General features: G+C 68.6%; 20 protein-coding genes. 14 read left to right on the forward strand and 6 right to left on the reverse strand.

Annotation, left to right across the window (positions count from 1 at the left end):
- Positions 1-86 precede the first annotated feature (86 nt).
- The 13 genes from H565_RS0109915 (at position 87) to H565_RS0109975 (ending at position 15,080) form a co-directional block, all read left to right on the forward strand.
- The gene (locus tag H565_RS0109915) at positions 87-692 is read left to right on the forward strand and encodes a septum site-determining protein MinC (RefSeq protein ID WP_027460886.1); all 606 of its coding nucleotides are present in this window, start codon (positions 87-89) and stop codon (positions 690-692) included.
- 78 nt (positions 693-770) lie between these two features.
- Positions 771-2,384, forward strand: coding sequence for an alpha-amylase family glycosyl hydrolase (locus H565_RS0109920; RefSeq protein WP_027460887.1), 1,614 nt, complete (start codon positions 771-773; stop codon positions 2,382-2,384).
- Between the two features lie 42 nt (positions 2,385-2,426).
- Entirely contained in the window at positions 2,427-2,795 is a 369-nt protein-coding gene (locus tag H565_RS0109925) for a phage holin family protein (protein WP_027460888.1), read from the forward strand.
- Positions 2,792-3,658 carry a pantoate--beta-alanine ligase gene (gene panC / locus H565_RS0109930; protein ID WP_027460889.1) on the forward strand — a complete coding sequence of 289 codons (867 nt, stop codon included), beginning with the start codon at positions 2,792-2,794 and terminating at the stop codon, positions 3,656-3,658. The genes H565_RS0109925 and panC overlap by 4 nt, the downstream gene beginning before the upstream one ends.
- Positions 3,655-4,731 carry a type IV pilus twitching motility protein PilT gene (locus tag H565_RS0109935; protein ID WP_027460890.1) on the forward strand — a complete coding sequence of 359 codons (1,077 nt, stop codon included), beginning with the start codon at positions 3,655-3,657 and terminating at the stop codon, positions 4,729-4,731. Before panC ends, H565_RS0109935 begins: the two co-directional genes overlap by 4 nt.
- A 97-nt stretch (positions 4,732-4,828) precedes the next feature.
- Positions 4,829-5,299 (forward strand): transcription elongation factor GreA, encoded by a 471-nt coding sequence (locus tag H565_RS0109940; RefSeq protein ID WP_027460891.1) that lies wholly within the window; start codon positions 4,829-4,831, stop codon positions 5,297-5,299.
- Between the two features lie 183 nt (positions 5,300-5,482).
- On the forward strand, positions 5,483-7,009 hold the full coding sequence (malQ, locus tag H565_RS0109945; protein WP_027460892.1) for a 4-alpha-glucanotransferase: 1,527 nt from the start codon (positions 5,483-5,485) through the stop codon (positions 7,007-7,009).
- A gap of 110 nt (positions 7,010-7,119) precedes the next feature.
- Complete coding sequence (locus H565_RS0109950) at positions 7,120-7,689, forward strand: cob(I)yrinic acid a,c-diamide adenosyltransferase (RefSeq protein WP_027460893.1); 570 nt, start codon at positions 7,120-7,122, stop codon at positions 7,687-7,689.
- Between the two features lie 114 nt (positions 7,690-7,803).
- Positions 7,804-10,419 carry a preprotein translocase subunit SecA gene (gene secA, locus H565_RS0109955; protein WP_027460894.1) on the forward strand — a complete coding sequence of 872 codons (2,616 nt, stop codon included), beginning with the start codon at positions 7,804-7,806 and terminating at the stop codon, positions 10,417-10,419.
- 153 nt (positions 10,420-10,572) lie between these two features.
- Complete coding sequence (locus H565_RS15065) at positions 10,573-11,805, forward strand: AI-2E family transporter (RefSeq protein ID WP_034409214.1); 1,233 nt, start codon at positions 10,573-10,575, stop codon at positions 11,803-11,805.
- 175 nt (positions 11,806-11,980) lie between these two features.
- A complete protein-coding gene (locus tag H565_RS15070) occupies positions 11,981-13,264 on the forward strand; it encodes an ABC transporter ATP-binding protein (RefSeq protein ID WP_051363540.1) in 1,284 nt (427 codons plus the stop codon).
- Between the two features lie 145 nt (positions 13,265-13,409).
- On the forward strand, positions 13,410-14,165 hold the full coding sequence (locus tag H565_RS0109970; RefSeq protein ID WP_027460895.1) for an ABC transporter substrate-binding protein: 756 nt from the start codon (positions 13,410-13,412) through the stop codon (positions 14,163-14,165).
- 132 nt (positions 14,166-14,297) lie between these two features.
- Complete coding sequence (locus tag H565_RS0109975) at positions 14,298-15,080, forward strand: amino acid ABC transporter permease (RefSeq protein ID WP_235204168.1); 783 nt, start codon at positions 14,298-14,300, stop codon at positions 15,078-15,080.
- Between the two features lie 99 nt (positions 15,081-15,179).
- Here H565_RS0109975 and H565_RS0109980 read toward each other — a convergent pair whose 3' ends face one another.
- A complete protein-coding gene (locus H565_RS0109980) occupies positions 15,180-17,342 on the reverse strand; it encodes a TRAP transporter permease (RefSeq protein WP_027460897.1) in 2,163 nt (720 codons plus the stop codon).
- Positions 17,343-17,416: 74 nt separating this feature from the next.
- A complete protein-coding gene (locus H565_RS0109985; protein ID WP_027460898.1) occupies positions 17,417-18,382 on the reverse strand; it encodes a TAXI family TRAP transporter solute-binding subunit in 966 nt (321 codons plus the stop codon).
- Between the two features lie 134 nt (positions 18,383-18,516).
- Here H565_RS0109985 and H565_RS0109990 point away from each other — a divergent pair, with 134 nt between their 5' ends.
- A complete protein-coding gene (locus H565_RS0109990; protein WP_027460899.1) occupies positions 18,517-19,269 on the forward strand; it encodes an amino acid ABC transporter ATP-binding protein in 753 nt (250 codons plus the stop codon).
- Positions 19,270-19,347: 78 nt separating this feature from the next.
- On the opposite strand, the gene H565_RS0109995 is transcribed toward H565_RS0109990, so the two are convergent.
- From H565_RS0109995 to H565_RS0110010, 4 genes are all read right to left on the reverse strand, one after another.
- The gene (locus H565_RS0109995) at positions 19,348-20,589 is read right to left on the reverse strand and encodes an MFS transporter (RefSeq protein WP_027460900.1); all 1,242 of its coding nucleotides are present in this window, start codon (positions 20,587-20,589) and stop codon (positions 19,348-19,350) included.
- A 141-nt stretch (positions 20,590-20,730) separates the two neighbouring features.
- On the reverse strand, positions 20,731-22,374 hold the full coding sequence (locus tag H565_RS0110000; protein WP_027460901.1) for a chloride channel protein: 1,644 nt from the start codon (positions 22,372-22,374) through the stop codon (positions 20,731-20,733).
- A gap of 142 nt (positions 22,375-22,516) precedes the next feature.
- Positions 22,517-23,965 carry an alpha-amylase family glycosyl hydrolase gene (locus H565_RS0110005; RefSeq protein ID WP_027460902.1) on the reverse strand — a complete coding sequence of 483 codons (1,449 nt, stop codon included), beginning with the start codon at positions 23,963-23,965 and terminating at the stop codon, positions 22,517-22,519.
- Positions 23,966-24,329: 364 nt separating this feature from the next.
- A complete protein-coding gene (locus H565_RS0110010) occupies positions 24,330-26,810 on the reverse strand; it encodes a phosphoenolpyruvate carboxylase (RefSeq protein ID WP_027460903.1) in 2,481 nt (826 codons plus the stop codon).

The raw sequence follows: 26,810 nt of genomic DNA on the forward strand, positions 1-26,810 counted from the left end.
CAGCATGGGCCACATTCTATACCATGCTGGCCCCCCATGGGCCGAGTGTGAAGCTCCCCCGCCTGCGGGCGAGTAAAGTAGCGCCGATGAAGCTTCGCGGCACGCTGGGCGGCATAAACCTCCTTCTCGAACCGGGCGACACGGCCAGCAGTGTGGCGCAGGCCCTCTCGCCCCGTGCCGAGCTGCTTGCCGCCCACGTCACCCTGGAGGTAGCGGGCGACGCCGACCCCGCCGCCCTCGAAGCCGCGCTTGCCGCGATTCGGGAGGCGGGGGGCACGCCAGGCCGGGTCCGCGCCCCCCGCGTGACCGTGACCGCCCCCACTGCCGAGGGCGAGGAAGGCAGCGCCCGCACGGTCATCCTACCCCACGGCGTTCGCGCGGGCTTCCGCGGCGAGTACCGGGGCAGCGTGGTCATCCTGGGCGACGTGAATCCAGGCGCCGAAATCGTCGCGGGCGGCGACGTCATCGTGATGGGGGCGCTGCGCGGGGTGGTCCATGCCGGATACGGCGGCAAGGCGGACGCCATCGTCTGGGCGCGGCCCATCGCCTCGGCGCAGATTCGCATCGGGGACGCCGTGGCCCGCGCCCCGGAAGGCGGCGGCCTGGGCAACATGAAGCGGCTGGAGGGCAACGAGGGGGCCGAACTCGCCCGCTTGCAGGGCGGCACCATCGTGATTGAGGCTCACCGCTAGGGGCTGGGGCGGCCCTTCCTCACCGCCCTGAGTAGACACGCGGCGTCCGCAGCCTGCACACGCACTACCCTGGGCGACATGACCCAACCCTCCCCCGACCCACAGCCCAGCGAACTGAAATGGTGGCAGCGCGGCATCATCTACCAGATTTACCCCCGCTCCTTTCAGGACGATTCCGGCGACGGGGTGGGCGACCTGCGCGGCATCACCCGGCGGCTGCCCTACGTGGCCTCGCTGGGGGTGGAGGCGGTGTGGCTCTCCCCCATCTTCGTATCGCCCATGCGTGACTTCGGGTACGACGTGGCCGACTACTGCGACATTGACCCGCTGTTCGGGACCCTGGAGGATTTTGACGCGCTGGTGGCCGAAGCGCACCGCCTCGGCCTGAAGGTAATGCTGGACTACGTGCCCAACCACACCTCCAGCGACCATCCCTGGTTTCGGGAGGCCCTGACCGGACGCGACAGCGCGAGGCGCGACTGGTACGTTTGGCGCGACCCGGCTCCGGATGGCGGGCCGCCCAACAACTGGAAGTCGCACTTCGGCGGCCCGGCGTGGACGCTCGACGAGGCAAGCGGGCAGTACTACCTCCACCAGTTCCTGCCGTCGCAGCCCGACCTCAACTGGGCAAACCCCGACGTGCAGGCCGCGATGCTGGAGGTGCTGCGCTTCTGGCTGCGGCGGGGGGTGGACGGCTTCCGGGTGGACGTGCTCAACCTGCTCGCCGAGGACGAGCGTTTCCTCGACGAGCCGCCCAACCCCGACTGGCGGCCCGGCATGATTGAGTACGCACAGACGCTGCACATCTACACCAACGACCAGCCCCAGACCCTGCGCTATGTGCGGATGATGCGGGAGGTGCTTGACGAGTTCGAGGACCGCATGATGGTGGGCGAGATTTACCTGCCCACCGAGCAGCTGCTGCGCTACAGCGGCACCCCCGCAGAGCCACTCGCGCACCTGCCCTTCAACTTTCACCTCATCCTGACCCCCTGGGACGCCCGCGAGATTCGCGCCTTTGTGGATGGCTACGACGCCGCCTGCCGGGAGGCGCACTCCTGGCCCAACTGGGTGCTCGGCAACCACGACCAGCACCGCTTCCGCTCGCGGGTGGGGGCCGAGCAGTACCGGGTCGCGCAGACGCTGCTGCTCACGCTGCGCGGCACCCCAACCGCCTACTACGGCGACGAGATTGGCATGGAGAACGTCCCGGTGCCGCCGGACCGGATGGTCGACCCGGCGGGCCTCCAGCAGCCCGACGTCCCCAGCGCGAGCCGCGACCCGGAGCGCACCCCGATGCAGTGGGACGCCTCGCCAAACGCGGGCTTTGCGCCCCAGGGGGTGACGCCCTGGCTGCCGGTCGCCGAGAACTTCCGGGAGGTCAATGTCGCCGCGCAAGAAGCCGACCCCGCGAGCGACCTGCACTACTTCCGGGCGCTGACCCGGCTGCGGCGCGAGCATCCGGCGCTGGTGGAAGGCGAGTACCGCTCGCTGGAGACCGGGCACGCGGACGTCTTCGCCTACGAGCGCACCCTGGGGGAGGAGCGGCTGGCGGTACTGCTGAACTTCGGCCCGGAGGCGCGGGCGGTCGAGGTCGGCCCCGGCCAGACGCTGCTGAGCAGCCGGGGCGACACGCCGGAGGCGGGAGCGGAGCTGCGGCCCCACGAGGCGCGGGTCGTGCGGCTGGCGTAAGCGGAGTCCCCCGGAAGCCCGCGCCCGGTCTATCCTCCGGGCATGGGCTTTTTGATTCGGCTGCTGGTCAACGCGCTGGCGCTGTACCTCGTGACACGGGTGTACGGCGGGGTCAGGTTCGCGCCGGGGGCGGACGGGGTGAGCATCCTGCTCGCCGCGCTCGTGCTCGGCATCGTGAATGCCCTGATTCGCCCGGTGCTGCTGCTGCTCAGCCTGCCGGTCAACGTGCTGACGCTGGGCCTCTTTACCCTGGTGGTGAACGGGGTGGTGCTGTGGCTGGTGGCGAGCGTGACGGCGCTGGACGTGGCGGGCTTCGGGGCGGCGGTTGTGGGGGCGCTGGTGCTCGCGGTGATTTCCTGGCTGCTGGACGCTGTGGTCCGTGCCCTGGGCCTCGACGGGAGACGGGGTTGACCCCCCAGCTCGTGCGCGACCCTGCCGGGGTGCGGCCCGCGCTCGCCGGGCGGGGCCGGGTGGGGTTCGTGCCCACGATGGGGTACCTGCACGGGGGGCACGCCGAACTCATCCGCCGCGCCCGCGCCGAGTGCGACGTGGTGGCGGTCAGCGTGTTTGTCAATCCGACCCAGTTCGGGCCAAACGAGGACCTCTCGCGCTACCCCCGCGACCTGGAGCGTGACCTCGCGCTCGCGGGGGGGGCGGGGGCCGACCTGCTCTTTCACCCAGACGCGGGAGTGATGTACCCCCCCGGCCACGCGACCACCGTGCGGGTGGGGGGCGTGGCGGAGGTGCTGGAGGGCGAGTCGCGGCCCGGCCACTTTGAGGGGGTAGCGACGGTGGTCCTCAAGCTGCTGAACCTCGTGGGGCCAGAGCGGGCCTATTTCGGGGAAAAGGACTGGCAACAGCTCGCGGTGGTGCGGCGCATGGTGCGTGACCTCGCGGTGCCCGTCGAGATTGTCGGGGTGCCCACCGTGCGCGAGGCGTCGGGGCTGGCCCTGAGCAGCCGCAACAGCTACCTCACCCCCCCAGAGCGGGCGCGGGCGGCAGTGCTGTACCGGGCGCTGCGGGCGGTGCAGGCGGCGGCAGCGGCGGGCGAGCGGGATACGGCGGCGCTGCGGCGGGCGGGCCTTGCGGTGCTGGCCCAGGAACCGGACCTCACCCTCGACTACCTCGCGGTGGTGGACGGTGACATGCGCGAAAGACCCCGCGTGGAGAATGACCCCATGACCCGCGTGCTCGTGGCCGCCCGGCTGTTTGGCGTCCGGCTGATTGACAATCTGCCCCTCTTTGCCGCTGCGGAGGCGGCCCCCGGATGCTGACCCTCGAAGAGTTGCTGCGCGAGATGGTCTCCCGCCGGGCTTCCGACGTGCACCTTCAGGTCGGCAGCCCTCCGGTCGGGAGGCTGAACGGAGAGCTGCGGCCCTTTGGCGAAGAGGTCTTGATGCCCGCCGACACCTCCGCCCTCGCGCAGGCGATTCTCTCGCCCGAACAGTGGGAGGACGTGAGCTACGGCCAGGAAATCGACCTCGCCTACAGCGTGCCGGGGCTGGGCCGCTTCCGCTGCAACGTCTTCAAGCAGCGCGGAGTGGTCGGCATCGTGATGCGCACCGTCAACGAGCACATCCCCAGCTTTGACACCCTGGGGTTGCCCGCCGACGTGCTGCGCTCCTTGGCAGACGCGCCACGGGGGTTGGTCCTCGTGACCGGGCCGACGGGCAGCGGCAAAAGCACCACCCTCGCCGCGCTCATCGACCACATCAACCGCACCCACGCCCGGCACATCATCACCATCGAAGACCCCATCGAGTACCTGCACCGCCACGCCAGAAGTCTCGTCGTGCAGCGCGAAATCGGCCCCGACACCCGCGACTTTCGCACCGCGCTGAAGTACGCCCTGCGGCAAGACCCCGACGTCATCATGATTGGGGAGATGCGCGACAAGGACACCGTCGAAGCCGCGCTCTCGGCGGCGCAGACCGGGCACCTCGTGCTCTCCACCCTGCACACCCAGGACGCCATTCGCAGCGTGAACCGCATCATCGACTTCTTCCCCCCCCACGAACGCGACCAGGTGCGGGTGCAACTTGCCGAATCGCTCGTCGGTATCGTCAGCCAGCGCCTCCTGGCCAGAGCCGACGGCGCGGGCCGGGTGCTGGGGACCGAAATCCTGCTCAATACGCCGCTGATTCAGGACTACATCAAGGATGAGGAGAAAACCCCCCTTATCAAGAGCGCCCTGATGGAGGACAACATCCGCGGGATGCACACCTTTGACCAACATCTCGTGCAGCTCTATCAGCACGGGCTGATTCACCTTGACGAGGCGCTCGCGGCGGCCACCAGCCCGCATGAGGTCCGGCTGATGGTGACGCGGGCGGGGTCAGGGTTCTAGGGTCGCCTGGGGCACCTGCCCGCGGGGAGGGGGCCTCCCCGGCGAGGGTCGGCGGCGTCTCCCCACTCCCCCGCCGCTTTTCCTATACTGGGCCGCTATGACGAAAGAGCGCATCACCATGACCCAGCGCGGCTACGACAAGCTGCGTGAGACGCTGGAGTTCTTGAAGACCACCCGGCGCGAGCAGATTAGCGAGTACATGGGGTCGGCCATTGCGGACGGCGACCTGCGCGAGAGCGCTGCCTACGACGAGGCCCGCATGCAGCAAAGCGAGAACGAGGCCCGCATCCTGGAGATTGAAGACCAGCTCGAACGCGCCCTCATTGTGGCCGAGGACTCTTCCGGCGGCATCGGCCTTGGCGCCCGCGTGCGGGTGCGCGACGAAAGGGGCCAAGAGCGGGAGTTTGAACTGGTGGGCACCTACGAGGTCGACGTCCTCAAGGGCAAGATTAGCGACGCCAGCCCCATCGGTCAGGCCCTGCTGGGCCGCCGCGAGGGGGACGTGGTGCCCGTGCCGCTGCCCAAGGGAACGGTCCAGTTCGAGGTTCTGGAAGTCACGTACCGCTGAGCGGGGCGCGGCTCCGCTCCCAGAACCCGGTTGCTTGGCGGCGCTCTTCCCCTGCTCCGCTGAAGGCCGAGCACCCCATAGGGTGGGGCGGAATGGGATGAATGGGTACAATGCGGCCCACGGCGCTGGAAGTGCTTCCAGCTTGTTCCTTTCCCCGCCCCACCCCCTTTTGGAGGCTTATCCATGACTCTGCAACGTTCCAGCGGCGTGCTGCTGCACCCCACCAGCCTGCCCGGACCCTACGGCATCGGCGAACTGGGGACGGCGGCCCGCGCCTTTATCGACTGGCTGGTGGCCGCTGGGCAGCGGGCCTGGCAGGTGCTGCCCCTCGGCCCCACCGGGTACGGCGACAGCCCGTATCAGGCGTTTAGCGCCTTTGCCGGAAATCCCTATCTCATCGACCTCGCGGTCCTGCGCGAAGAAGGGCTGCTCGCGGAGGCCGACTTCGCGGACCAGCCGAACTTCCGTGCCGAGCGGGTGGATTTTGGCCTTCAGTACGTGTGGCGCAACCGAATGCTGGGCCGCGCCTACGCCCGTTTCGCCGCAGGAGAAGTGCCGGGGTTGCGGGCCGAGTTCGCTACCTTCCAGCAGCAGGAGGCGGGGTGGCTGTCCGACTACGCCCTCTTCATGGCCCTCAAGGACGAGCACGGCGGCGCTCCCTGGAACGAGTGGGCACCCGAACTGCGGGACCGCGAGGCGGGGGCGCTGGCGACGGCCCAGGAGCGGCTGGCCGCCGAGACCGAGCGGGTAGCCTTTGGGCAGTTCCTGTTTTTCCGGCAGTGGGGGGCGCTGCGCGAGTACGCCCGCGAACGGGGCGTGCAGATTATCGGGGACATTCCGATTTTTGTGGCCCTCGACTCCAGCGACGCCTGGGCCGAGCGCGAGGTCTTCAAGTTTGACGACCGCGGTCAGCCCACGGTCGTTGCGGGCGTGCCGCCGGATTACTTCTCGGAGACGGGGCAACTGTGGGGCAATCCGCTCTACCGCTGGGACGTGATGGCAGAAGACGGGTACGCCTGGTGGATTCGCCGCTTTCAGGGCAGCCTGCGGCTTTACGACCTCATCCGCATCGACCACTTCCGGGGCTTTGCGGCCTCGTGGGAGATTCCTTTTCCAGCACAGACGGCGATTCACGGCGCGTGGGTCCCGGCGCGGGGCCGCGAGATGCTGGAAGCAGTGCGGGGGGCGCTGGGCGGACTCCCGGTCATCGCGGAAGACCTGGGCGTGATTACGCCCGACGTCGAAGCTCTGCGCGACGACCTCGGCTTGCCGGGGATGGCGGTCTTGCAGTTCGCTTTTGGGGGCGGCGACTTCTCAGTGAATGACTTCCTGCCGCACAACCTGCGCGAAAATCAGGTCGTCTACACTGGCACCCACGACAACGACACCTCGCGGGGCTGGTGGGGGTCAGCCTCCGAGCAGGAGCGGCACAACTTCCGGGTGTACACCCACTCGGACCCCCGCGAGGACACCTTCGCCTGGCAGCTCACCGAGCTGGCTTTTGGCAGCCGCGCCAACCTCGCCGTGGTGCCCCTTCAGGACCTGCTGAACCTGGGCACCGAGGCCCGCATGAACCTGCCGGGCACGACCGGGCCGCACAACTGGACGTGGCGTTTCCGGGAAGGCGACCTCACGCCCGACCTCGCCGCGCGGGTGCGCGAGCTGACGGAACGGACGGGGCGGCGCGGGGAGCTAGGGAGTGGTCAGTAGTCAGTGGGCAGTGGAGAGGGGCGCGTAAAGAAGGGGAAGAGGGGGCTTGGGCTGAGGCCTAAGCCCCCTTGCCTACTCCCCACTCCCCACAACCCACTACCCTATGCCCCATGAAGCTCTACACCAAGACGGGCGACGGCGGTTCTACCGGGCTGTACGGGGCCGACCGGGTCAGCAAGGCGCACGTGCGGGTCGAGGCCTACGGCACGGTGGACGAACTCAACTCGGCGGTGGGACTGGCGCGGGCGCTGGGGGTAGGGTCGCCGGGGCCAGAGACGCTGGACCCGGACCTGGAGTACCTCCAAAACGCGCTCTTTGACCTCGGCGCCGACCTCGCCACTCGGCAAGAGAGTCCCTACGGGAAGAACCTCAGCCGCATCGACGCGGAGGACGTTGCCTACCTCGAAGCGCTCATCGACCGCTACCAGGAGGGTGCACCGCCCTTTACGGGCTTCGTGCATCCGGGGGGCACGCCCGTCGCGGCGGCCCTGCACGTGGCCCGCACGGTCGCCCGCCGCGCCGAGCGCGAGGTCATCCGCCTGGCGCACGAGGAGACCATCAATGAGCATGTGCAGGTTTACCTCAACCGCGTCTCTGACCTCCTCTTTGTGATGGCTCGCGCCGCGAACCAGGCCGCTGGGGTGGAGGAACACGCCTGGCTGGTCAAGGGGCGGCGGTAGCGGCGACGGCGCTCCGCCGCCCCGCCTTCTGAGCCGCCAACGCTCAAGTTTCTTAGTCGCTCCTTACTGAACTCTGCCGCGGCGGGGGCCGAGCACGCGCTATACTCGCGTGTCATGTTCCGTGTCCTCAACAAGGTGTTCGATAACAACCAGCGCGACGTGGCGCGAATCGTGAAAACGATTGTGGAACCCGTCAACGCGCTGGAAGAAGAAACGATGAAAATCGAGAATCTCGCCGAAGCATTTATGGCCCTACGGCGGCGCGTGCAGGAGGGCGGCGAGAGCCTCGATGACGTCATCGTTCCGGCCTTTGCCCTGATTCGGGAAGCGGGCCGCCGCGCCATCGGCAAGCGGCACTACGACGTGCAGCTCATCGGCGGGGCGGCCCTGCACCAGGGGCGGATTGCGGAAATGCGCACCGGGGAAGGCAAGACGCTGGTCGCGACCCTGGCCCTCGCCCTGAATGCGCTGGAGGGCAAGGGCTGCCACCTCGTCACCGTGAACGACTACCTCGCCCGCGTCGGGGCCGAGGAAATGGGCCTGCTGTACCGCACGCTGGGCCTGACGGTGGGCCTGGCGAGCCGCGACCTCCAGCCCCACCAAAAGCAGGCCGCCTACGCCTGCGACATCACCTATGTCACCAACTCGGAGCTGGGCTTTGACTACCTGCGCGACAACATGGCCCAAAGCCGCGAGCAGCTCTCGTTGCGGGCGGACACGCCCTTGCACTACGCCATCGTCGACGAGGTGGACTCCATCCTGATTGACGAGGCCCGCACCCCGCTCATCATCTCCGGCGCGGCGGAAAAGGCGACCGACCAGTATTACCTCTATGCCAAGCTGATTCGCCGCCTGCAACGGGGCGAACCCGCCGAACCCGGCAAGCGGGCCGAGCCGACCGGCGACTACACCATCGACGAAAAGGGCAAGCAGGTCCACCTCACCGAGGCGGGCATCGCCAAGATTGAGCGGTTGCTCTCGCTCGGCGACCTCTATAGCCCGGAAAACATGGACAAGGCGCACATGATTGTGCAGGCGATTCGCGCGCGTGAGCTGTATCACCGCGAAAAGGACTACATCGTCAACGCGGAGGGCGAGGTCGTCATCATCGACGAGTTCACCGGGCGCTCGATGCCGGGCCGCCGCTACGGGGAGGGGCTACACCAGGCGATTGAAGCCAAAGAGGGCGTCAAGATTGAAAACGAGAACCAGACGCTCGCGACCATCACCTACCAGAACTTCTTCCGGCTGTACGACAAGTTTGCCGGAATGACGGGCACCGCCAAGACTGAGGAAAAGGAGTTCCTCGACATCTACGGCTCGGACGTGTTGGTCATTCCCACCAACAAGCCCGTCATTCGCAAGGACGCCGACGACCTGGTGTACCGCACCCGAATGGGCAAGTACCGGGCCGTCGTCAACGAAGTGCGCGAGATACACGCCACGGGCCGCCCCATCCTTATCGGTACGGCGAGCATCGATACCAGCGAGCAACTCAGCGCTCTTTTGCGCGAGGCGCAGATTCCCCACGCGGTCCTGAATGCCAAGTACGAGGCGCAGGAAGCCAGCATCATCGCGCAGGCGGGCCGCAGCGGCAGCGTCACCATCGCCACCAACATGGCGGGGCGCGGCACCGACATCATGCTGGGGGGCAACGCCGAGTTCCTGATGGGCGAAGCGATTGAGGCCAACTTCGGTATCAGCCGCTTCGCGCCAGAAGCGGAAGCCTTTATCAAGGCCATCAGCCGCGGCGACCCGGACGCCGAGCGCCTCGGCATGGCGATTCCCGGCATGGTGCCCGACTTCATCCGGCAGGCGCAACAACTTCAGCAGGACACGGTCGCCGACCGCCAGCGGGTGCAGGAACTGGGCGGACTGCACATCATCGGCACCGAGCGCCACGAGTCTCGCCGTATCGACAACCAGCTGCGGGGCCGCGCCGGACGCCAGGGCGACCCCGGCTCCAGCCGCTTTTACGTGTCCTTTGAAGACGACCTGATGCGCCTCTTTGCCAACGACCGGGTGGTCGCCATGATGGACCGCCTGGGCATGGACGACTCTCAGCCCATCGAGGCCAAGATGGTCACCGGAGCCATCGAAAAGGCGCAAGCGCGTGTCGAGGACCGCAACTTCGGCATTCGCAAGCAGCTGTTGGAGTTTGACAACGTCATGAGCGTGCAGCGCGACGTCATCTATGCCCAGCGCCGCGAGGTGCTGCTCGGCAGCGACGAGGACGTCGCGGAGTCGACCGAGGGCATGATTGCCGACTTCACCGAGATGCAGCTCGCCTACTACGCGCCCCTCGACCAAGCGCCCGAAAGCTGGGACCTCGAAACCCTGCGGACCAACATGCTGGACGCCGTCCCGCAACTGGAGGGCTACGACTTTGAGGCCCTGCGTGGCATGAACCCCGAAGCCGCGCACGCGCACCTGCTGGGGGCGGTGGCCGACGCCTTTGACGCCCGCAAGGAAGAACTCGGCCCGACGCTGCTCAATAGCCTCTCGCGCTACGTGCTGCTGCAACTCGTCGACCAGCACTGGAAAGAGCACCTGCACGCGATGGACGTGCTTAGGCAGGGCATCGGCCTGCGCGGCTACGGCCAGCGTGACCCCTTTACCGAGTACAAGTTCGAGGCCACGAACATGTTTAACGACATGATTGACACCCTCAAGGGCGAGGTCACGAAGTACATCTTCCGCATGCAGTTTGGCGCTCAGGGCGCGGCGTAGGCCCGCCGCAGCGAGCGTGGGGGGGAAGGAGGAGGCCAAGACTCCCCCTCCTTCTCTTTTTTCCAGTTGTCAGGATTGGAGGTCCAGCGGTGAGAAGATGGCAGGGCCGGGGTGCCCTCTCCCCCCGAAAGTCCCCCTGCCAGGAGGTTACCCTTGACCCGTTCTTCCGTTTCCCGCGCCGCCCTTCAGGTCACCAATCTGCTGCCGACCGCTCTGACCGTGGTCGCGGTGCTGCTGCTGCTGAGCTTTTTCGGGCGGGTGGCCGCGCCGCTCCTGGCGATTACACTGGCCGTGATTTTGGCGACGGCGCTCAATCCGGCGGTGCGGGTGCTGGAGCGCTGGTTGCCGCGTGGGGTGGCGACCCTGCTGACGGTGGGGGCGGCCCTGGCGGCCGTGGGAGCCGCCGCGTGGCTGGCCTTGCCCCCCATTGCCGCGCAGGTCGTGGACCTCGCCCGGTCGCTGCCCACCGACCTGAGCGAGCTGGAGCGCCGCGCCGAGAGCGCCCTAGTCCGCTACCCACAGCTCGCGCCCCTGCTGCGCGAGGACGTGCTCGCCGAGCTGGGCAACCGGGCCGCTGGCTGGGCCACCGGGGCAGCGGGGTCGGTGCTGGGGCTGGGGCTGAGCCTGGTGGGGGGCCTCTTTACCGCCCTGCTGACGCTGGTGATGGTGATTTTTGTGCTGAGTCACCCTGCGCCGCTCATCCGGGGGGTGCTGGGGGCGGTGCCGCCGCGCTTCCGGGTGCAGGCGACGGCGGCCCTGGCGCAGATTCTGGGCGAGATGGGCGCGTGGGGCCGGGCCACCCTGCTCATCATGCTGATGATGGGCACCGCGACGGCCATCGGGCTGTCCCTGCTGGGGGTCGCCAACCCGCTGGTGTTCGGCCTCATCGCGGCGCTGGGAGAACTCGTGCCCAACATTGGCCCCATCGTGGCGGTGATTCCGCCTATCCTCTTTGCCCTCGCCGACGACCCCCAAAAGGCCCTGTATGTAGCGCTCTTTTCGCTGGTGATTCAGCAGATAGAGAGCTACGTCCTCGCGCCTTTCTTGCTGGGCGGGGCGGCCAAGCTGCATCCGCTCTCGGTGACGGTGGGCGTGCTGCTGTTTGGGAGCGTCTTCGGGCTGGTGGGGGCTTTTCTGACGGTGCCCTTCCTCATCATCATCCGCGCCGTTTACAACCACTTCTACCTGCGCGAGCGGCCCGACGTGTCCGATGCGGTGGCGCTCGCCCTGATTGGCGGCCAACTCACCGAGCAGCTCGCGGCGGACCAGGACGCCGCAGCCGAGGCCGAGGAGCGCCGTGAAGCCGAACGTCGCGAGCGGGCCGAGCGCGGCGACCTCCCACTCGAAGAAGCGCTGGGAGCTTCCAAAGAGCCGCCCCGCTCCTGAGGCGGCGAGGGCAGGAGGAGGTGCGGGCCGCCCTGCCTGCGGAGTACACTACCTCTGTCCAGTTGGCGTCAGCGTTCACCCAGGTTCTAGGCGAACCCCGGTCGCCCGACCCGCTTTCCCGCTCAGGGGGCACATTCACGGGCGAGAGCAGGGGCGTAAGGAGAAAGAGCGTCCTATGGCAGAAGTCGTTCTGGAGAACATCAACAAGCGCTACGGCACCAAGCATCACGCGGTGAAAGACTTCAACCTCCGCATCGAGGACCGCGAGTTCATGGTGTTTGTGGGGCCGTCGGGCTGCGGCAAGTCCACCACCCTGCGGATGATTGCGGGGCTGGAAGACATCAGTGACGGGGTGCTGAGCATCGGGGGCCGGGTGGTCAACGACGTGCCCCCCAAGGACCGTGACATCGCGATGGTCTTTCAGAACTACGCGCTCTATCCGCACATGAACGTCTACGAGAACATGGCCTTTGGCCTCAAGCTCCGCAAGACGCCGCGCGACGAGATTGACCGCCGGGTGCGCGACGCGGCCCGCATCCTCCAGATTGAGCACCTGCTGGGGCGCAAGCCCAAGGAGCTTTCGGGCGGGCAGCGCCAGCGTGTGGCGATGGGCCGCGCCATCGTGCGCGAGCCGTCGGTGTTCTTGATGGACGAGCCGCTCTCCAACCTTGACGCCAAGCTGCGCGTGGAGATGCGCTCGCAAATCAGCCAACTGCACCGCCGCCTGGGGGCCACCATCATCTACGTGACCCACGACCAGGTAGAAGCGATGACCCTCGGCAACCGCATCGTGGTGATGCGCGACGGCGTCATCATGCAGGTTGATACCCCCATGAACCTCTACGACTTCCCGCAGAACAAGTTCGTGGCGGGCTTTATCGGCAGCCCATCCATGAACTTCCTGACCGCACGGGTCGAGGGCGGCGACTTCGTCGTCGGCGGCAGCCGGGTCGCGCCCATGGGCCGCCTCGCCCAGAGCCTGCGAGCTTACGAGGGCCGCGAGGTCTACCTGGGGATTCGCCCCGAACACGTGGGCCTCAAGGGGTACAGCGACATTCCGCACGGCCAGAACGTGCTGCGTGGGCAGGTTCTGGTCGTCGAGCCACTCGGTGCCCAGACGGACCTGGTGATTGACGTGCAGGGCCAGCAGCTCACCGCCAAGGTGGAGGGGCAGGCCACCCTCGATGTGGGCGACGACATCGAGCTGCTCATTGACCAGACCCGCCTGCACGCCTTTGACCACGAAACCGAACTTGCCATCGACCGTGGCACCCCGACGGGCAAGCGGGGTCAGGCCGACACCCAGGGCCTAGGGTACGAGTACCCGGCAACAGTTGGGGCTGGTGCTGGGGCACAGCACAGCACCCCCGCGGCCCTGGCCTCCCAACAAGTTGCCCCGCAAGGCACTCAGCTCAGCTCGGACGCCCCCACCGTCACCGTGATTTCCAGTAAGGACTGACCATTCTGAAAGCTGCAGACCCCCATCTTTTCCCCCAGAAAGGCAAGTGGGGGTCTGTCGCTTTCAAATGAGCGGACCATGCTCTATCTTCCTGGCGAAGAGGGCGGGGGCTGCGGCCTTCCCGACCGTTTCCGGAGGTTCACCCATGAAACGAGCGTTGCTTACGCTGACGGCCCTAACGCTGGTCGCCGCCCCGGCGACGGCCCGCACCTGGGCCGAAATCAAGCAGTCTGGCACCATCAAAATCGCCACCGAGGGAGCTTTTCCGCCCTTTAATATGCTGAAGGGTAAACAGCTCACGGGCTTTGAGGTCGAACTCGCCGAGGCCCTGGCCGCTCAGCTCGGCCTCAAGGTGCAGTGGACGACCCAGCCCTTTGACAACCTGCTTATCGGCCTCAACCAGGGCCGTTACGACTTTGTGATTGCCAGCCACGGGGTGAATCCGGAGCGGGCGAAGGCGGTGGACTTTACCAACCCGCACTACTGCACGGGCGGGGCCATCGTCGCCAGGGTGGGTGGCCCCCTGACCGCCGCCGCCCTGCGGGGCAAGAGCGTGGCCGTGCAGGTCGGCACGACCTACTTGGATAACGTCCGCAAGGTGCCCGGCGTGGGCGACGTCAAGACCTACCCCACCGACACCGCCGCCCAAGCTGCGCTGATGGCGGGCCGAGTCGACGCCTGGGTGGGCGACAAGTTCACCGGGATTGACCTCGTCAAAGCCCAAAAGGGCAAACTCCAACAGGGTGACCTGCTGTTTAACGAGCGGGTGGCGATGGCTGTGAAAAAGGGCAACAGCTCCCTGCTCAAGGAACTCAATGCCGCGCTTGCCAAGGCGCAGCAAAACGGCACCTACGCCAAACTCAGCCAAAAGTACTTCGGGCAGGACGTGCGCTGCCGCTAAGCCCGGCGCGGCGGGGGGGGAGGGCGGGGCCAGGGCGGCTCCCCTCCCCCCTTCCCTATGGCATCATCGCGGAATGCAACAGGTGCTTCATTTCCTGGCCCCCGCGGGGGCTGATGCTTGCCGGAGCGCCGCGTGACGGCCCCTTCCCGCAAACCCTTGGGCGGGCTGGCCCTGCTGGGGTGGGTGGCGGGGGCAGCGGCGGCGTTTTTGCTGCTCTTTTACGTCATCACCCTGATTTTGCGCCAGATGCCCGACCCCATCGGCCCCCGCGCCGACTTCTTCGTCGAAGGAGCGCGGATGACCCTGCAACTCACGGTGGTCAGCGGGCTGATTGGCCTGCTCATTGGCGTGGTGGCGGGGATTCAGCGCACGAGCACCCTGTGGCTGGTGCGGGCACCCGCCAGCTTCTTCATCTGGCTGATTCGCGGCACGCCCCTGCTGGTGCAAATCCTGTTCGTGTACAACGCGCTTCCACTGCTCTTGCAGGCGCTGGGGCTGAACCTCGAACTCAATGAGTTCTGGTCGGCGGTGATTGCCCTCTCGCTCAATGTGGGGGCCTACAACGCTGAGGTGGTCCGGGCAGGCATCCAGGCCATCGCCCGCGGCCAGACTGAGGCCGCCCGGTCCCTGGGCCTGAGCGGAGCGCAGACCATGAGCGCGGTGGTGCTGCCGCAGGCGATGCGAGTGGTCGTACCGCCGCTGGTGAATAACCTCGTGGCGCTGCTCAAGGACTCCTCGCTCGCCTCGGTCATTTCGCTGCTCGAACTCACCCTCGCCGGAAACCGCGTCTCCAGCGAAACTTTCCAGCCCGTGCCCGTGCTGACAACGGTGGCCTGCGTCTACCTTGCCCTGACCACGGTGATGACGCTGTTTACGGACCAGCTCGAAAAGCGAGTACGGATTGCGACGCGGTAAAGGCCGCCAGAAGCCAGCGACCAGCCACCAGCCAACAAAAGCCCCAGCGTTTGCTGAGGCTTTTGTTGCCGAAAGCTGAAGGCTGACCGCTGACAGCTCCTACGCCACCGCCACCCCCGGCGGCTCATCCCGGCTGCCCGCCTTTTGCCAGAAATACACCCCGGCAAAGAGGGCGAGGGCAACGAGATTCCAGACCAGGGCGGTGGGGGCAATCAGGAGGAGGGCGGCGACGAGGAGGGCGAGCGTCTGCACGGGGTTCGTGCGGCGGTGCAGGTAGCGCAGGGTCGCGGCGCTAAAAGCCACCAGGCCCAGGAAGGCGAAGAAAATCATTGGCAGCGCCTCGGTCCAGGGCAGGCCGCCAATCCGGTTCCCCGCAATCAGGAGCAGGGACGGGTTGAAAAACATCATGTACGCCAGTAGCGCCGTTCGCAGCTCGTACTGAAAGGCTTGCACGCCCGTGGCGACCGGATTCCCGCCGGAAATCGCGGCGGCGGCAAAGGCCGCGAGCGCCACGGGCGGCGTCGAGTCCGCCATGATGCCGAAGTAGAAGACGAACATGTGCACCGGGAGCATCTGCGCCGGGTTGCTCGTGTCCAGCCCCGCGAGGCGGGCGATGATGGGCACGATGAGCGCACTCATCAGGATGTAGTTGGCGGTCGTGGGCAGGCCCATGCCCAGGATGAGCGCGATGAGCTGCGCCATTACGAGCACGACGAGCATGGTCCCTACCGTCACGACCGAGGCGGGGTCCACAAAGGGCAGCAGCCCCCCCAGCGCCGTGAACAAGCCCCGGAAGGCCCCGCTCACCGTCTCCACAATCGTGGCCAGCCCAAAGCCCAGCCCGGTGATGGTGACGATGCCCACGATGATGCCCGCTGCGGCGGTGGCGATGGCGATGCCAATCATGCTTCTGGCCCCGCTCTCGGCGGCCTCGACGAGCTGCTGGCCGCCGCGTTGCAGCCCGCGCCCAAGGCCGCGCCCCTCCCGCCGCCCCCGCCACGCTTCTTGCACGAGCATCATGCCTATCATCAGGAAGATGGTGTTCAGGGCGACCCGCTCTGGGGTGGCGTCCGGGTTGAGGGTCAGGGTGCCGATGAGGTAGGCCAGCGGAATGAGGTAGTACCACCCCGCCCGCAGGGTCGCGCCTACGGGCGGCAGCTCGCTGCGGGGGAGGCCGCGCAGCCCCAGCTTGAGCGCCTCGATGTGGGTGACGACGAGCAGCGCCCCGTAGCACAAGAAGGCGGGCACCGCCGCTGCCAAAATCAGGGTCCGGTACTCGATGTTGAGGTTGTTCGCCATGATAAAGGCCGCCGCCCCCATCACCGGGGGCATCAGTTGGCCGTTGCTGGAGCTGGCGACCTCGATGGCCCCCGCCTTCTCGGCGGAATAGCCCACCCGCTTCATCGTGCCGATGGTGATGTTGCCGCCCGTGACCACGTTGCTGACCGACGAGCCGCTGATGATGCCATTCAGGGCACTGGAGAGCACGCTTGCCTTGGCCGGGCCGCCCCGAAAGCCGCCCAGCAGCCCCTGCGCCACCCGCATAAACCACTCGCCCGCCCCCAGCTTGTCGAAGACGGCCCCAAACAGCACGAACAGAAAGACGATTTGCGCCGAGACGCCGATGGCGGTCCCGAAGATGCCCTCGGTGTTGGCAAAGAGCTGCCCCACGACCTGCGGCCAGGTCTGCCCGGCGTGGAGCTGAAGCTGCGGCCCCAGGTCGCTGCGAATCAGGCCCCGCGGCCCGGTCAGGGCGTAGAGGATAAAGACGCTCGCCACCATGGGCATGGCGATGCCGACCGTGCGCCACGCCGCGAGCAAAAGCAGCACAATCAGGGCGCTGCCCACCCAGACATCGGTCGAGTTCAGCGCTCCGCCCTGCACGCCCGCGATGGTGGGGTACTGGGCCATCAGGTAGGTGGCCGTGCCCACCGCCCCCGCCCCCAGCAGCCAGTCGAACCAGGGTACCCCCCGCTGCGCCCGCCCCGGCGTCTTGCGCGGGGTAAAGACCAGATAGGCCAGCGCAAAGGCAAAGGCCAGGTGCGTGGCCCGCAGCAGCAGGGTGTCCAGGGTGCCGACCTGCGCGGCGTACATCTGAAAGCCGCACCAAGCCAGCGCAACCAGGGTTACCAGCATCTTGGGCAAGCCGGAGAGTTGCCGTCCGCCCGTCTCGTTGGCCTCGACCAGCTCCAGGGCGCGGCGCTCGCCCTCCGTTAGCTCCAGCGCCGGGTCCGTCGAGACGGGCCGCGTGGGGTCACTCATAGGGTCCTCATTTCAGGGGGAAAGAAGGGGGCCAGCCCCGCAGTCAATCGGTCGGCTGGCCCCAAGGTCAAGGCTTAGCGGACGGTGACGCCCTTTTCGCGGAAGAAGCGGACGGCTCCGGGGTGCAGCGGGGCGGGGAGGCCCTGAACGGCTTTGGTGTAGGAGAAGTTCTGGGCGAGGGCCGGGTGCAGCGCCTTGAGGGCCTGTTCGTTGCCGAAGGCGGCTTGCATCGCCTTGTACACGGCGTCGGTGGGCACGTCGGTGGTCGTGACCAAGGTGGCCTGCACCGCCACGCTGGGGACGGTGGCCCCCACGCCCCGGTAGGCGCGGGCGGGGATATTGAAGCGGACGTAGAAGGGGTACTTCTTGATGAGGGCGGCAGCCTGGTTGCCCGCGACGGGCACCATCTTGATGTCGGTGGTCTGGGCAATCTGGGTTATCGCGCTCGCGCCCACCCCGACGGTGTAGAAGAGGGCGTCGGCCCGCTTGTCCTGCATCAGGGTGATGCCCTGCGCGGGCGACACCCGCAGCGCTTGGCCAAGGTCGTCGAAGCTCAGGCCGTAAGCTTCCAGGACCTGCCGGGCCGTTTGCTCGGTGCCGGAGCCGAGGTCGCCGATGACGACGCGCTTGCCCCTGAGGTCCGCGATGGAGTTGATGCCCGCGTCCTTGCGGGCGACCACGTGCAGCACCTCCGGATAGAGGACCGCCATCGTACGAATCTTGGTGTTCGCCTTGCCCTGAAAGGCGGGCAGACCGGTGCCGCGGTAGGCGTAATACACGATGTCGTTTTGAGCAACGGCGGCGTCGAGTTCTCCGGTGCCCAGCGCTGTCATGTTAAAGACGCTGCCGCCCGTCGAGCGGGCGTTGGCGCGAACACCTGTATTGGCGTCTGAGATGAGCTTGGCGATGCCGGTGGCGACCGGAAAATACACCCCGGTGGTGGCCCCGGAGCCGATGGTCAGGAAGGTCGTGCCCTGCGCGGCGGCGAGGGCGGCGGTGCCCAGGAGGGCGGTGGTCAGCAGGCGCTGGCGATACTTCATGGGGTCTCCTTGTGGGGTCTCCCCGCAGGCGGCAAGCGAGCGGGGGCCAGAACAAACGTGAGGGTGCAGGCAGCTTAGCACCGGGGCGGCGCGAAAGGGACAGGGGGACAAGCGCCCCCCGCTAGACTGCCCCCATGAGCCAGCCCGCCTCTCCCGGCCCCATCATCGTCGCCCAAGACGTGCACAAGCATTTCGGCGCCTTCCACGCCCTGCGCGGGGTCAGCCTGACCGTGCAGCCCGGCGAGGTGGTCGTGATTATCGGGCCGTCGGGCAGCGGCAAAAGCACCTTTATCCGCACCCTCAATGCCCTCGACCCACACGACAGCGGCAGCATCGTCGTGGACGGCATTCCCCTTCAGGGGGCACGCAACCTCGACGCGGTGCGGCGCGAGGTCGGGATGGTCTTTCAGTCCTTTAACCTCTTTCCGCATCTCACCGTGCTCGACAACGTGACGCTCGCGCCCACGCGGGTGCGCCGGGTGCCCAAGGCGGACGCCGAGCGCCGCGCCCTGGACCTCCTGCGGCGGGTCGGCATCGAGGAGCAGGCGAGCAAGTTTCCCGCGCAGCTCTCCGGCGGGCAGCAGCAGCGGGTCGCCATCGCCCGCGCCCTGGCGATGGACCCCCGCGTGATGCTCTTTGACGAGCCGACCTCGGCGCTCGACCCGGAGATGATTAAGGAAGTGCTTGACGTGATGAAGGAACTCGCCCGCTCCGGCATGACCATGCTCGTCGTCACCCACGAGATGGGCTTTGCCCGTGAGGTTGCCGACCGCCTCCTCTTTTTTGACGCCGGACAGATTGTAGAAGACACCACCCCCGAAGCCTTTTATTCAGGCCCCCAGCACGAGCGGGCGCGGGTGTTCCTCAGCAAGATTCTGGGGCACTGAGAAGCTTTCAGCGGCCAGCAACCAGCCGCCAGCCAAAGTAGCCCTTGCTGGTCGCTGGCTGCTGGCCGCTATCCCTTCTCAAGCGTCCCGCCGCAGCCGCCCGCACCCCCACCACGCCGCCGCGTAGAGAACGGCGCTGAGCACAAATACCGCCGGGTAGCCCGCCGCGTCCGCGAGGAGGCCCCCCGCGACCGGGGCAAAGAGGGCTGCGCCCACCAGCGTGTTGAGGGTGCCGATATAGCGGCTGCGGGCGTCGGGCGGCGCGATGTTGAGGAGGTGGTTGGTGTGGCCGAGGTTAAAACCCTGCACGGCCACGCTGGAGAGCACGAACACGAGCAGATAAGCGAGGCTGGGCAGCCCCAGCGCCCCCACCGCGAGGGCCGTGAGGGGCGCGAGGCCCGCGCTGACGCTGGCGTAGCGGATGATGCGCCGCGACCCCTTGCGCTCGGCGACCCGCCGCCACAGCAGGTTGGAGAGGGGCGCGGCCCCGGTCAGGGCCATCACGAAGGTGCCCAGGGTGGCCGCCGGGTAGTGCAGGTCGCGCAGGGCGTACACTGCGTAAAATGGCTCAGCCATGCTCGCCGCCGCCAGCAGCAACCGCACCTGCAAAAAGGCCCGGAAGTGCCCGTCACGCAAGGTCTGTGGAATCGCCCGCAGCTCGTCCCGCAGGTTGCCGGGCGGGAGCGGCTCGTCGGGCGGCTCCTGCACCTGCCCGAAGACGCCGTAGCCCACCGTAAAGGCGACCGTCCCCAGCAAGAAGAGCAGCGCGTAGTTATAGGGGAAGGCGAGGTCCGACCCCAGAATCCCTCGCACGGCCAGCCCTGCCCCGAACGCGAGCAGCCCGCCCCACAGGTTGCGGGCCGCGAAAAAGCGGGGGCGGCGCTCGGAAGGCACCGTCTTGCTGACGACCTCCAGGAAGGGCAAGCCCGCCACCCCCGACGCAAGCGCATTCACCAGCATCGCGCCGATGAAGAGGGTGAGGCACAGGGCCGGGCGGTCCGCGAGGGTGGCCGCCACAACCACCATCGCCAGGTAGGTCAGCAGCCGCACGAGCGCCGCTGAGCGGTACACCGGCAGCTTGTAGGGCAGCGAGCGCACCCGCGCCGCGACAAGCAGTTGCGGGAGCATCCACCCGCCCCCCGCGATGGCGGGCAGCAGGCCAATCACGAAGTTGGGTGCTCCCAGCCGCGCTGCAAACCCCGCCACGACCACCGACACGCTCAAAAAGCCGTCCCCTACCGACACCAGCCAGCCGTTCAGAAGGCCGAGGCGTTCGTTGGGAGTCCAGGGCGTGCGGGCGGGGGGCGGGGCAGGCGTCACCGGGGCATTATGGGGGAGGAAAGAAGCCGTCAGCCGTCAGCTATCAGCCGTCAGCCGCTCCGCCCGGTCCCTCCTTCTGCTGACTGCTGGTCGCTAGTCGCTGGCAGCTTGTTGCTGAAAGCTGACCGCTGAAAGCTCCCCTCACACCCCCGGCAGCCGCAGCACCCCCTCCAGAGCGGCGTAGGCGTCGGGGCGGGCCAGGAAGACCAGCTCGTCTTCGGCAGTCAGGCGCATCTGCGGGCGCGGAACCCGCACCGTGCCGCCGCGCACCACCCCCACGACCTCCACGCCGGGGGGCAGCGAGAGGACCGAAAGGCGAGCACCCGCCCAACTGCGCGGCACCGGGCGGCGGTAGAGTTCTTGCTCGGATTCCAGCGGGGGCAGGCCCCCCCCCACCGCTGCTTCCTCCGGGGCGGCGTGCAGAGGCCGCAGGGGAGCCGGAGGCGCGGGAGCGCGGCGAATGGTGACCGCCCCTGCCCCCGGCAGCAGCACGGGCAGCGGCGCGGAACTCTGTGCCCGCGAGCGCACCTGCGCGGGCAGCAGGCCCGTTTCGCCGCTGAGGGCGTGCGCGAGGCCAGCGGTGAGGAGGGCAGCGGGCAGCAGGGCGTCGCCGCCCCAAGCCACCGCCAGTAGCGCAGCAGCGAGGGGCGCGTTCAGCGTGACGGTCACGAAGGCGACGATGCCCACGAGCGCGGCCAGGGTGGGGTCCGCCCCCAGCAGCGACCCCAGCCCCACCCCCAGCAGCCCGCCCACCCCTACCGAGGGCAGCACCCCTCCGCCAAAGGCCAGCCGCGCCCCCAGCGCGAGCAGCAGCCAGCGCCACGCGCCCTCGCCCAGCGCCCCCTGCCCCAGAAAGCCCGACAGCCCGACCTGCACCCAGCCGGAGCCGTCCCCCAGCACGCCGGGGGTGCCCCACCACGCGATGGCCGCCGTGAGCCACCCGAAGGCCCCGCCCAGCGCCAGCCGCGCCCAGCCCCGCGTCCAGTCGTCGGGGACGGTACGGCAGACCAAGAGGGCCGCCCACCCCGCGAGGGTGACCCCCAGCGCCACCCCCGCCAGGGGTCCCACGCCCGCCAGGGTGGGCACGCCAACTTCCGGCACACTCAGCAGGGGCAGAAACCCAAAGGCCAGCCCGTACACCGCATAGGCCGCAACCGAGGCGAGCACGCAGGGCATCAGCACCTCGAACTCGAACTCGAAGCGGCGGTAGAGCACCTCAGCCACGAGGACCGCCGCCGCGAGGGGCGCGTGCAGCACGGCCCCCAGGCCCGCCGCCGCCCCCGCCAGGGTGAGGCTGCGCGTCTCCACCGCGTCGAGCCGGGTGGCCCGGCCCAGCAGCCGCGCTCCCAGCCCGCCCAGCACGGTGTAGGGGGCGTCCCGCCCCACCAGCAGCCCCGCCCCGTGGCCCAGCAGGGTGGCAACCAGCGTCCGCAGTTGGGTGGGCAGGCTGGGCGTATCGCCCCGCGTGTGGGCACCCCGCACGAGCTGGTTGAGGGGGTCGCCGTCCTCACGCCCCACCAGCCAGACGTAGGCGACCCCCACGAGCGGCAGCGCGAGCAGGCCCCAGGGCAGCGCCTCCCCAAAGGCCATCAGCAGCCCGCCCTCGCCGGGGGTGCCGGGGGGCGAAAAGCCCGTGAGCCACGCCCCAGCCTCCAACACCTGCTCGAGCACAAGCCGCAGCCCCACGCACAGCGCCCCCACCAGCCCGCCCAGCAGCGCGCTGAGGACCACCAGCCGCCCGGTTTCCAGCCGAGTCAGGACAGCGCGGGGCAGAGGAGAGCGCATCGCGCTGCATGGTAGTGCAAGGGAGCGGTCAGTCGTCAGCAGTCAGCTATCAGCCGCTCCGCCCAGTCCCTCCTTCTGCTGGCTGCTGGTCGCTGGCAGCTTGTTGCCGAAAGCTGACGGCTGACCGCTCACGGCTCACAGCTCACCTCAGCGTAAAGGCCGCCGCGTCTCTCCCCGGCAGGCTGAGGTGCAGCCAGCCCCCGCTCACGCTGAGTTTGGCGTCTTGTCCGGCGTAAAGGCTGCGGGTCAGGGTCTGGGTGCCGTTCCCCAGCCCCAGGGTGCTCAGGCGAATGGAGTACGTCCTGCGCTCGCGGCCCCCGTGCCAGGCGGCGAGCACACGCTCTGGGCCGCTCTGCCGCACGAGGAGGAGCAGGTCGTCTTCCAGGCGGGCGGGCACGGGCAGCAGCCTTTGCGTGCCCACGCTCAGCGCCCGGCTGGCCTTGCGGGCCGCGATGGCCCCCTGCGCGGCCCGGAAGACCTCGCGCTCGGCGGGGGTCCACTCGTTTTCAAAGCGCATCGAGCGGCGATTGTCGGGGTCGCCGCCCCCACGCATGGCGATTTCGGTGCCCTGCCAAATCACCGGGACCCCCTTCAAGGTCATCAGCGCCCGCAGGCCGTAGCGGGTGCGGGCCTGCCCCTCGTCCTCGAAGAGGGACCCCTGGGCAAAGCGCGGCACGTCGTGGTTGTCGAGGAAGAGGGCCACCTCGCCGGGGCGCGGCAGCTCGTCTTGGCGGGCGAGTACACTGGCCACGTTCGTCAGGCTGCCGCCCCCCATCACGCTCTGGCGCATCGCGCCCTGCAAGCTGAAGAGAAAGAGGCTGTCAAAGCCCGCCTTCTGCCACTCGGCCACCGTGCCCGTATCCGCGTCGTACCACTCGCCCAGCGTCCAGGTCCCGGCGGCGCGGTCACGCCTCAGCAGCTCGCGCAGGAATGGCCCTTCCACGTGCTTGATGGCGTCGTAGCGGAAGCCGTCCACCCCCTGCCGCCGCCAGAAGTCGGCGTTCTCCAGCAGGAACTGCCGCACCTCCGGGTTGCTCTGGCGCAGGTCGGGCAGCCCGGCCAGCGGGCAATCCACGTCGCGGTTCTGGGTCGCCGCGCATTGGGCCTCGCCGTTAAACCAAGCGGGGTTTTGCCGCACCGCCGGGGCCGCGTACCCGTAGTGGTTGATGACCTGGTCGAGGACCACGCGCATCCCCGCCGCCTTGGCCGCCGCCGTGAACCGCCCGAAGTCGGCGAGGGTGCCGAAGTGGGGGTCCACGTCGCGGAAGTCGGCGGGCCAGTAGCCGTGGTAGGGGGCGGTGTCAAAGGAGTTCACCGCCTGCTGGCGGTAAATCGGCGTGAGCCAAATCGCCGTCGCGCCGAGTTGCTGAATGTAAGGCAGCTTGGCGGTCAGACCGGGCAGGTCGCCCCCGTGCCAGGCCCGCAGATTGCTGCGGTCCACCCCCGCGTTGTTGGTCTTGTCGCCGTCAAAGAAGCGGTCGGGCATGACCTGGTAGATGATTTGCCCTTCCCACGTTGGCAGGGGGGGCGCGGTCTGGGCGGGGGCGGCGGAGGCCAGCAGCAGAGCGGTGAGGGGCAAGAGGGGGCGCATGGGGAGAGGGTAGCGCGTGGGGCTTGGTTGGGTTGCTGTGGCGGTGTCTGGCCGGGCATCTTGATTGCGGCCCTGCCCCCACCCCCAGCCCCTCCCCCCAGACTCGTAGAGCGGCGAAGCAGAGGCGGCAGGGGAGCGGCGCTGCGCTAGGCAAAGGTCGTCCCTCCATCTCCCAGCCTCGCTCAGCCCGTCCCTGTTTTCCCCTCCACGCCATCCTCCCGCCCAACGCAATGCCTCGGCGCTCCCCAAGCCGAACGGCCCGTCTGTCTGGAACGTGGGCTTGCAAAGTAGGAACGTTGAGGACGGCTGACACAGGAGAGAGACGGCTCTAGCAAGAGCAGGGCAGTGTCTCCCCCGCCGCTCCTCACCCTGTATTCCGCACCCCCGCCGCGATGCCCTGGAGGCTGAGCAGCAGCGGGCGCTCGAAGGCTTCCTCGCCCCCCGGCTCGGCGCGGGCGCGGCGCAGCAGCTCGGCCTGGATGCGGTGGATGGGGTCGATGTAGGGGTTGCGCAAGCGGATGCTCTCGCGCAGCCGCGGCTCGCCCGCCAGCAGCTCGGCCCCGACTGCCTCCTCGACGAGGCGCACGGTGTCCGCATAGGCGTCTTTCAGGCGCGCGGCGAGCGGGCTGGCGGGGGTCAGGCGCAGGTATTCCTCAAAAATCAGGAGGTCGGTCTTGGCGAGGCTCATCTGCGCGTTGTCGAGGACCGAGCGGAAAAAGGGCCACTCGCGGTACATCGTTCCGGCCAGCTCCGGGCCAATCTCGCGCAGGCCCTCGGCCAACCCGTACCAGCCGGGAAGGTTGGCGCGGTTTTGCGTCCAGCTCATCACCCAGGGGATGGCGCGGAGGTTCGACAAGGTGGGTGCTCCGGGCCGCCGCACCGGGCGCGAGGCGATGTTCAGGCGCGAAATCTCGTGGATGGGGGTGACGGCCTCAAAAAAGGGCAGGAAATCGGGGTCGTCGACGAGCGCCCGGTAGGCAGCGGCGCTTGCCTCGGCCGCCCGGCCCAGGGCCTGGGTCCACTCGGCGGGCGGGGCGGCGGCGGGACGGGCGGCAGCCAGGAGCATTCCGTAGAGGGCCTGTTCGAGGTTGCGCCGGGCGAGGACCGGATGGCTGTACTTGTCCGCCAGCGCTTCGCCCTGCTCGGTGAGGCGCAACCCCGCGTCAATCGTCCCGGCGGGCTGGCCCAGGATGGCCCGCGCCGCTGGGCCGCCCCCCCGCCCGATGGAGGTGCCGCGCCCGTGGAAAAAGCGCCAGCGCACCCCCGCCCGGCGGCAGACCTCGCTCAGCTGGCGCTGCGCCTCGTGCAAGGCCCAGTTGGCGGCCAGGAAGCCCGCGTCCTTGTTGGAGTCGGAGTAGCCCAGCATGATTTCCTGCACATCGCTGCCCAACACCGCCCGGTATTCCGGCAGGGCGAGCAACTCCCAGACGACGCCCGGAGCGCGGCGCAGGTCGGCGAGCGTCTCGAAGAGGGGCACCGGCAGCACCCGCACGCCCACCTCACGCGCGAGCAGCAGCGGTTCGAGCACGTCGCTCACGCTTTCGGCCATGCTGATGACGTAGCGGCCAAAGGCGCGGGGACCGCTCGCCCGCATCGCCGCTTGCACCTCACGCAGGGGGCCAATCGCCGTTTCCAGTTCGGGCGGAAGCGGCTCTCCGGCGGGCCACAGCGGGCGGCGAGAGCGCAGCTCGCGGGTGAGCACCTCCTGCCGGGCGTGTTCGGGCAAGGCGAGGTAGTCGCCTTCCACCCCCGCCGCCGCGAGCAGCCGGGCCACCGCCACTTCGGTCTGGCCGCTGTGCTCGCGGATGTCCAGGCTGACGAGGTGGGTGCCGAAGACGCGGGCCACCGTCAGGAGCGGCGCGAGCAGCCGCTCAGCGCTGCGGCGCTGGCCCTCCGCGAGCAGCCGTTCATGCAGGGCCTCCAAGCGGGGCACCAGGTCGGGGGCGTTCCCCGACCGCACCGCCTCGTAGAGGGCCTGAAGCTCGGCCCGGAAGGTCTCGCCTCCGCCTTCTAGCTCCTCCTGGCTGAGGTCAGCGTAGGCGCGGCGCAGCAGGGGCAGCAGCAGCTCGCGTGCCCGCTCGCGGTGCAGGGCCAGCGCCTCGCGGGTGGCTTCCGGCGTCACGAAGGGGTTGCCGTCGCGGTCGCCGCCCATCCACGAGGAAAAGGAGAGCGGGAGGGTCGCTGTCGTCTCTCGCCCGTACACCCGCCGAAAGGCCCCCGCGAGGTCGCGCTGCAACAGAGGCAGCGCCCGCGCGATGGACGACAGGTAGGTCAGCCCTCCCTTAACCTCGTCCTGCACGGTGGGCCGCAGCCGCCGCAGTTCGGGGGTGCCCCACAGCGCCTCGACGTGGGCGGCAATCTCTTCCGGCGCGTCCTCGCCCTCCAGGTCCGGCAGGGCGCGGGCGATTTCGACGAGGTGATGCCGGACCGTGCGCCGCCGCATCTCGGTGGGGTGGGCGGTAAAGGTCAGGCCGAGACTCAGCCGCGCCAGCAGCGCTTCGGCCTCGTCCGCCGTGACCCCCTGCGCCCGCAGCTCGGTGAGGGCCTCTTCCAGGCTCTGGGGCCGCACCCCCCGCTTGCCCGACAGCACCCGCACCCGCTCGTATTCCTCGGCGAGGTTGACCAGCTGAAAGTACCAGCCAAAAGCCCGCACGAGGTTGGCCGCCGTGCTTGCGTCGAGGCTCCCCAGCAGCGCATGCAACTCCGCGTCGTCGCCCCCGGCCCGCACCTCCCGCACCAGCGCCCGCACCCGCTCGACGAGGTCAAAAAAGGCCTCGCCCTCCTGCTCCTTTAAGACCTGCCCCAGGGTCCGGCCCAGCAGGTTCACGTCGTGATTCAGCGCCAT

The sequence above is a fragment of the Deinococcus murrayi DSM 11303 genome (assembly GCF_000482805.1).
Lineage (GTDB): Bacteria > Deinococcota > Deinococci > Deinococcales > Deinococcaceae > Deinococcus > Deinococcus murrayi.

Excerpts from the sequence above, each read along its gene's own strand:
- H565_RS0109940 (WP_027460891.1), top strand. The coding sequence starts at position 4,829 with ATGACGAAAGAGCGCATCACCATGACCCAGCGCGGCTACGACAAGCTG.
- H565_RS0110005 (WP_027460902.1), bottom strand. The coding sequence starts at position 23,965 with ATGCGCCCCCTCTTGCCCCTCACCGCTCTGCTGCTGGCCTCCGCCGCC.
- H565_RS0109915 (WP_027460886.1), top strand. The coding sequence starts at position 87 with ATGAAGCTTCGCGGCACGCTGGGCGGCATAAACCTCCTTCTCGAACCG.
- secA (WP_027460894.1), top strand. The coding sequence starts at position 7,804 with ATGTTCCGTGTCCTCAACAAGGTGTTCGATAACAACCAGCGCGACGTG.
- H565_RS0109980 (WP_027460897.1), bottom strand. The coding sequence starts at position 17,342 with ATGAGTGACCCCACGCGGCCCGTCTCGACGGACCCGGCGCTGGAGCTA.
- H565_RS0109970 (WP_027460895.1), top strand. The coding sequence starts at position 13,410 with ATGAAACGAGCGTTGCTTACGCTGACGGCCCTAACGCTGGTCGCCGCC.
- H565_RS0110000 (WP_027460901.1), bottom strand. The coding sequence starts at position 22,374 with ATGCGCTCTCCTCTGCCCCGCGCTGTCCTGACTCGGCTGGAAACCGGG.
- malQ (WP_027460892.1), top strand. The coding sequence starts at position 5,483 with ATGACTCTGCAACGTTCCAGCGGCGTGCTGCTGCACCCCACCAGCCTG.
- H565_RS15070 (WP_051363540.1), top strand. The coding sequence starts at position 11,981 with ATGGCAGAAGTCGTTCTGGAGAACATCAACAAGCGCTACGGCACCAAG.
- H565_RS0109925 (WP_027460888.1), top strand. The coding sequence starts at position 2,427 with ATGGGCTTTTTGATTCGGCTGCTGGTCAACGCGCTGGCGCTGTACCTC.
- H565_RS0109920 (WP_027460887.1), top strand. The coding sequence starts at position 771 with ATGACCCAACCCTCCCCCGACCCACAGCCCAGCGAACTGAAATGGTGG.
- H565_RS0110010 (WP_027460903.1), bottom strand. The coding sequence starts at position 26,810 with ATGGCGCTGAATCACGACGTGAACCTGCTGGGCCGGACCCTGGGGCAG.
- H565_RS0109990 (WP_027460899.1), top strand. The coding sequence starts at position 18,517 with ATGAGCCAGCCCGCCTCTCCCGGCCCCATCATCGTCGCCCAAGACGTG.
- H565_RS0109950 (WP_027460893.1), top strand. The coding sequence starts at position 7,120 with ATGAAGCTCTACACCAAGACGGGCGACGGCGGTTCTACCGGGCTGTAC.
- H565_RS0109985 (WP_027460898.1), bottom strand. The coding sequence starts at position 18,382 with ATGAAGTATCGCCAGCGCCTGCTGACCACCGCCCTCCTGGGCACCGCC.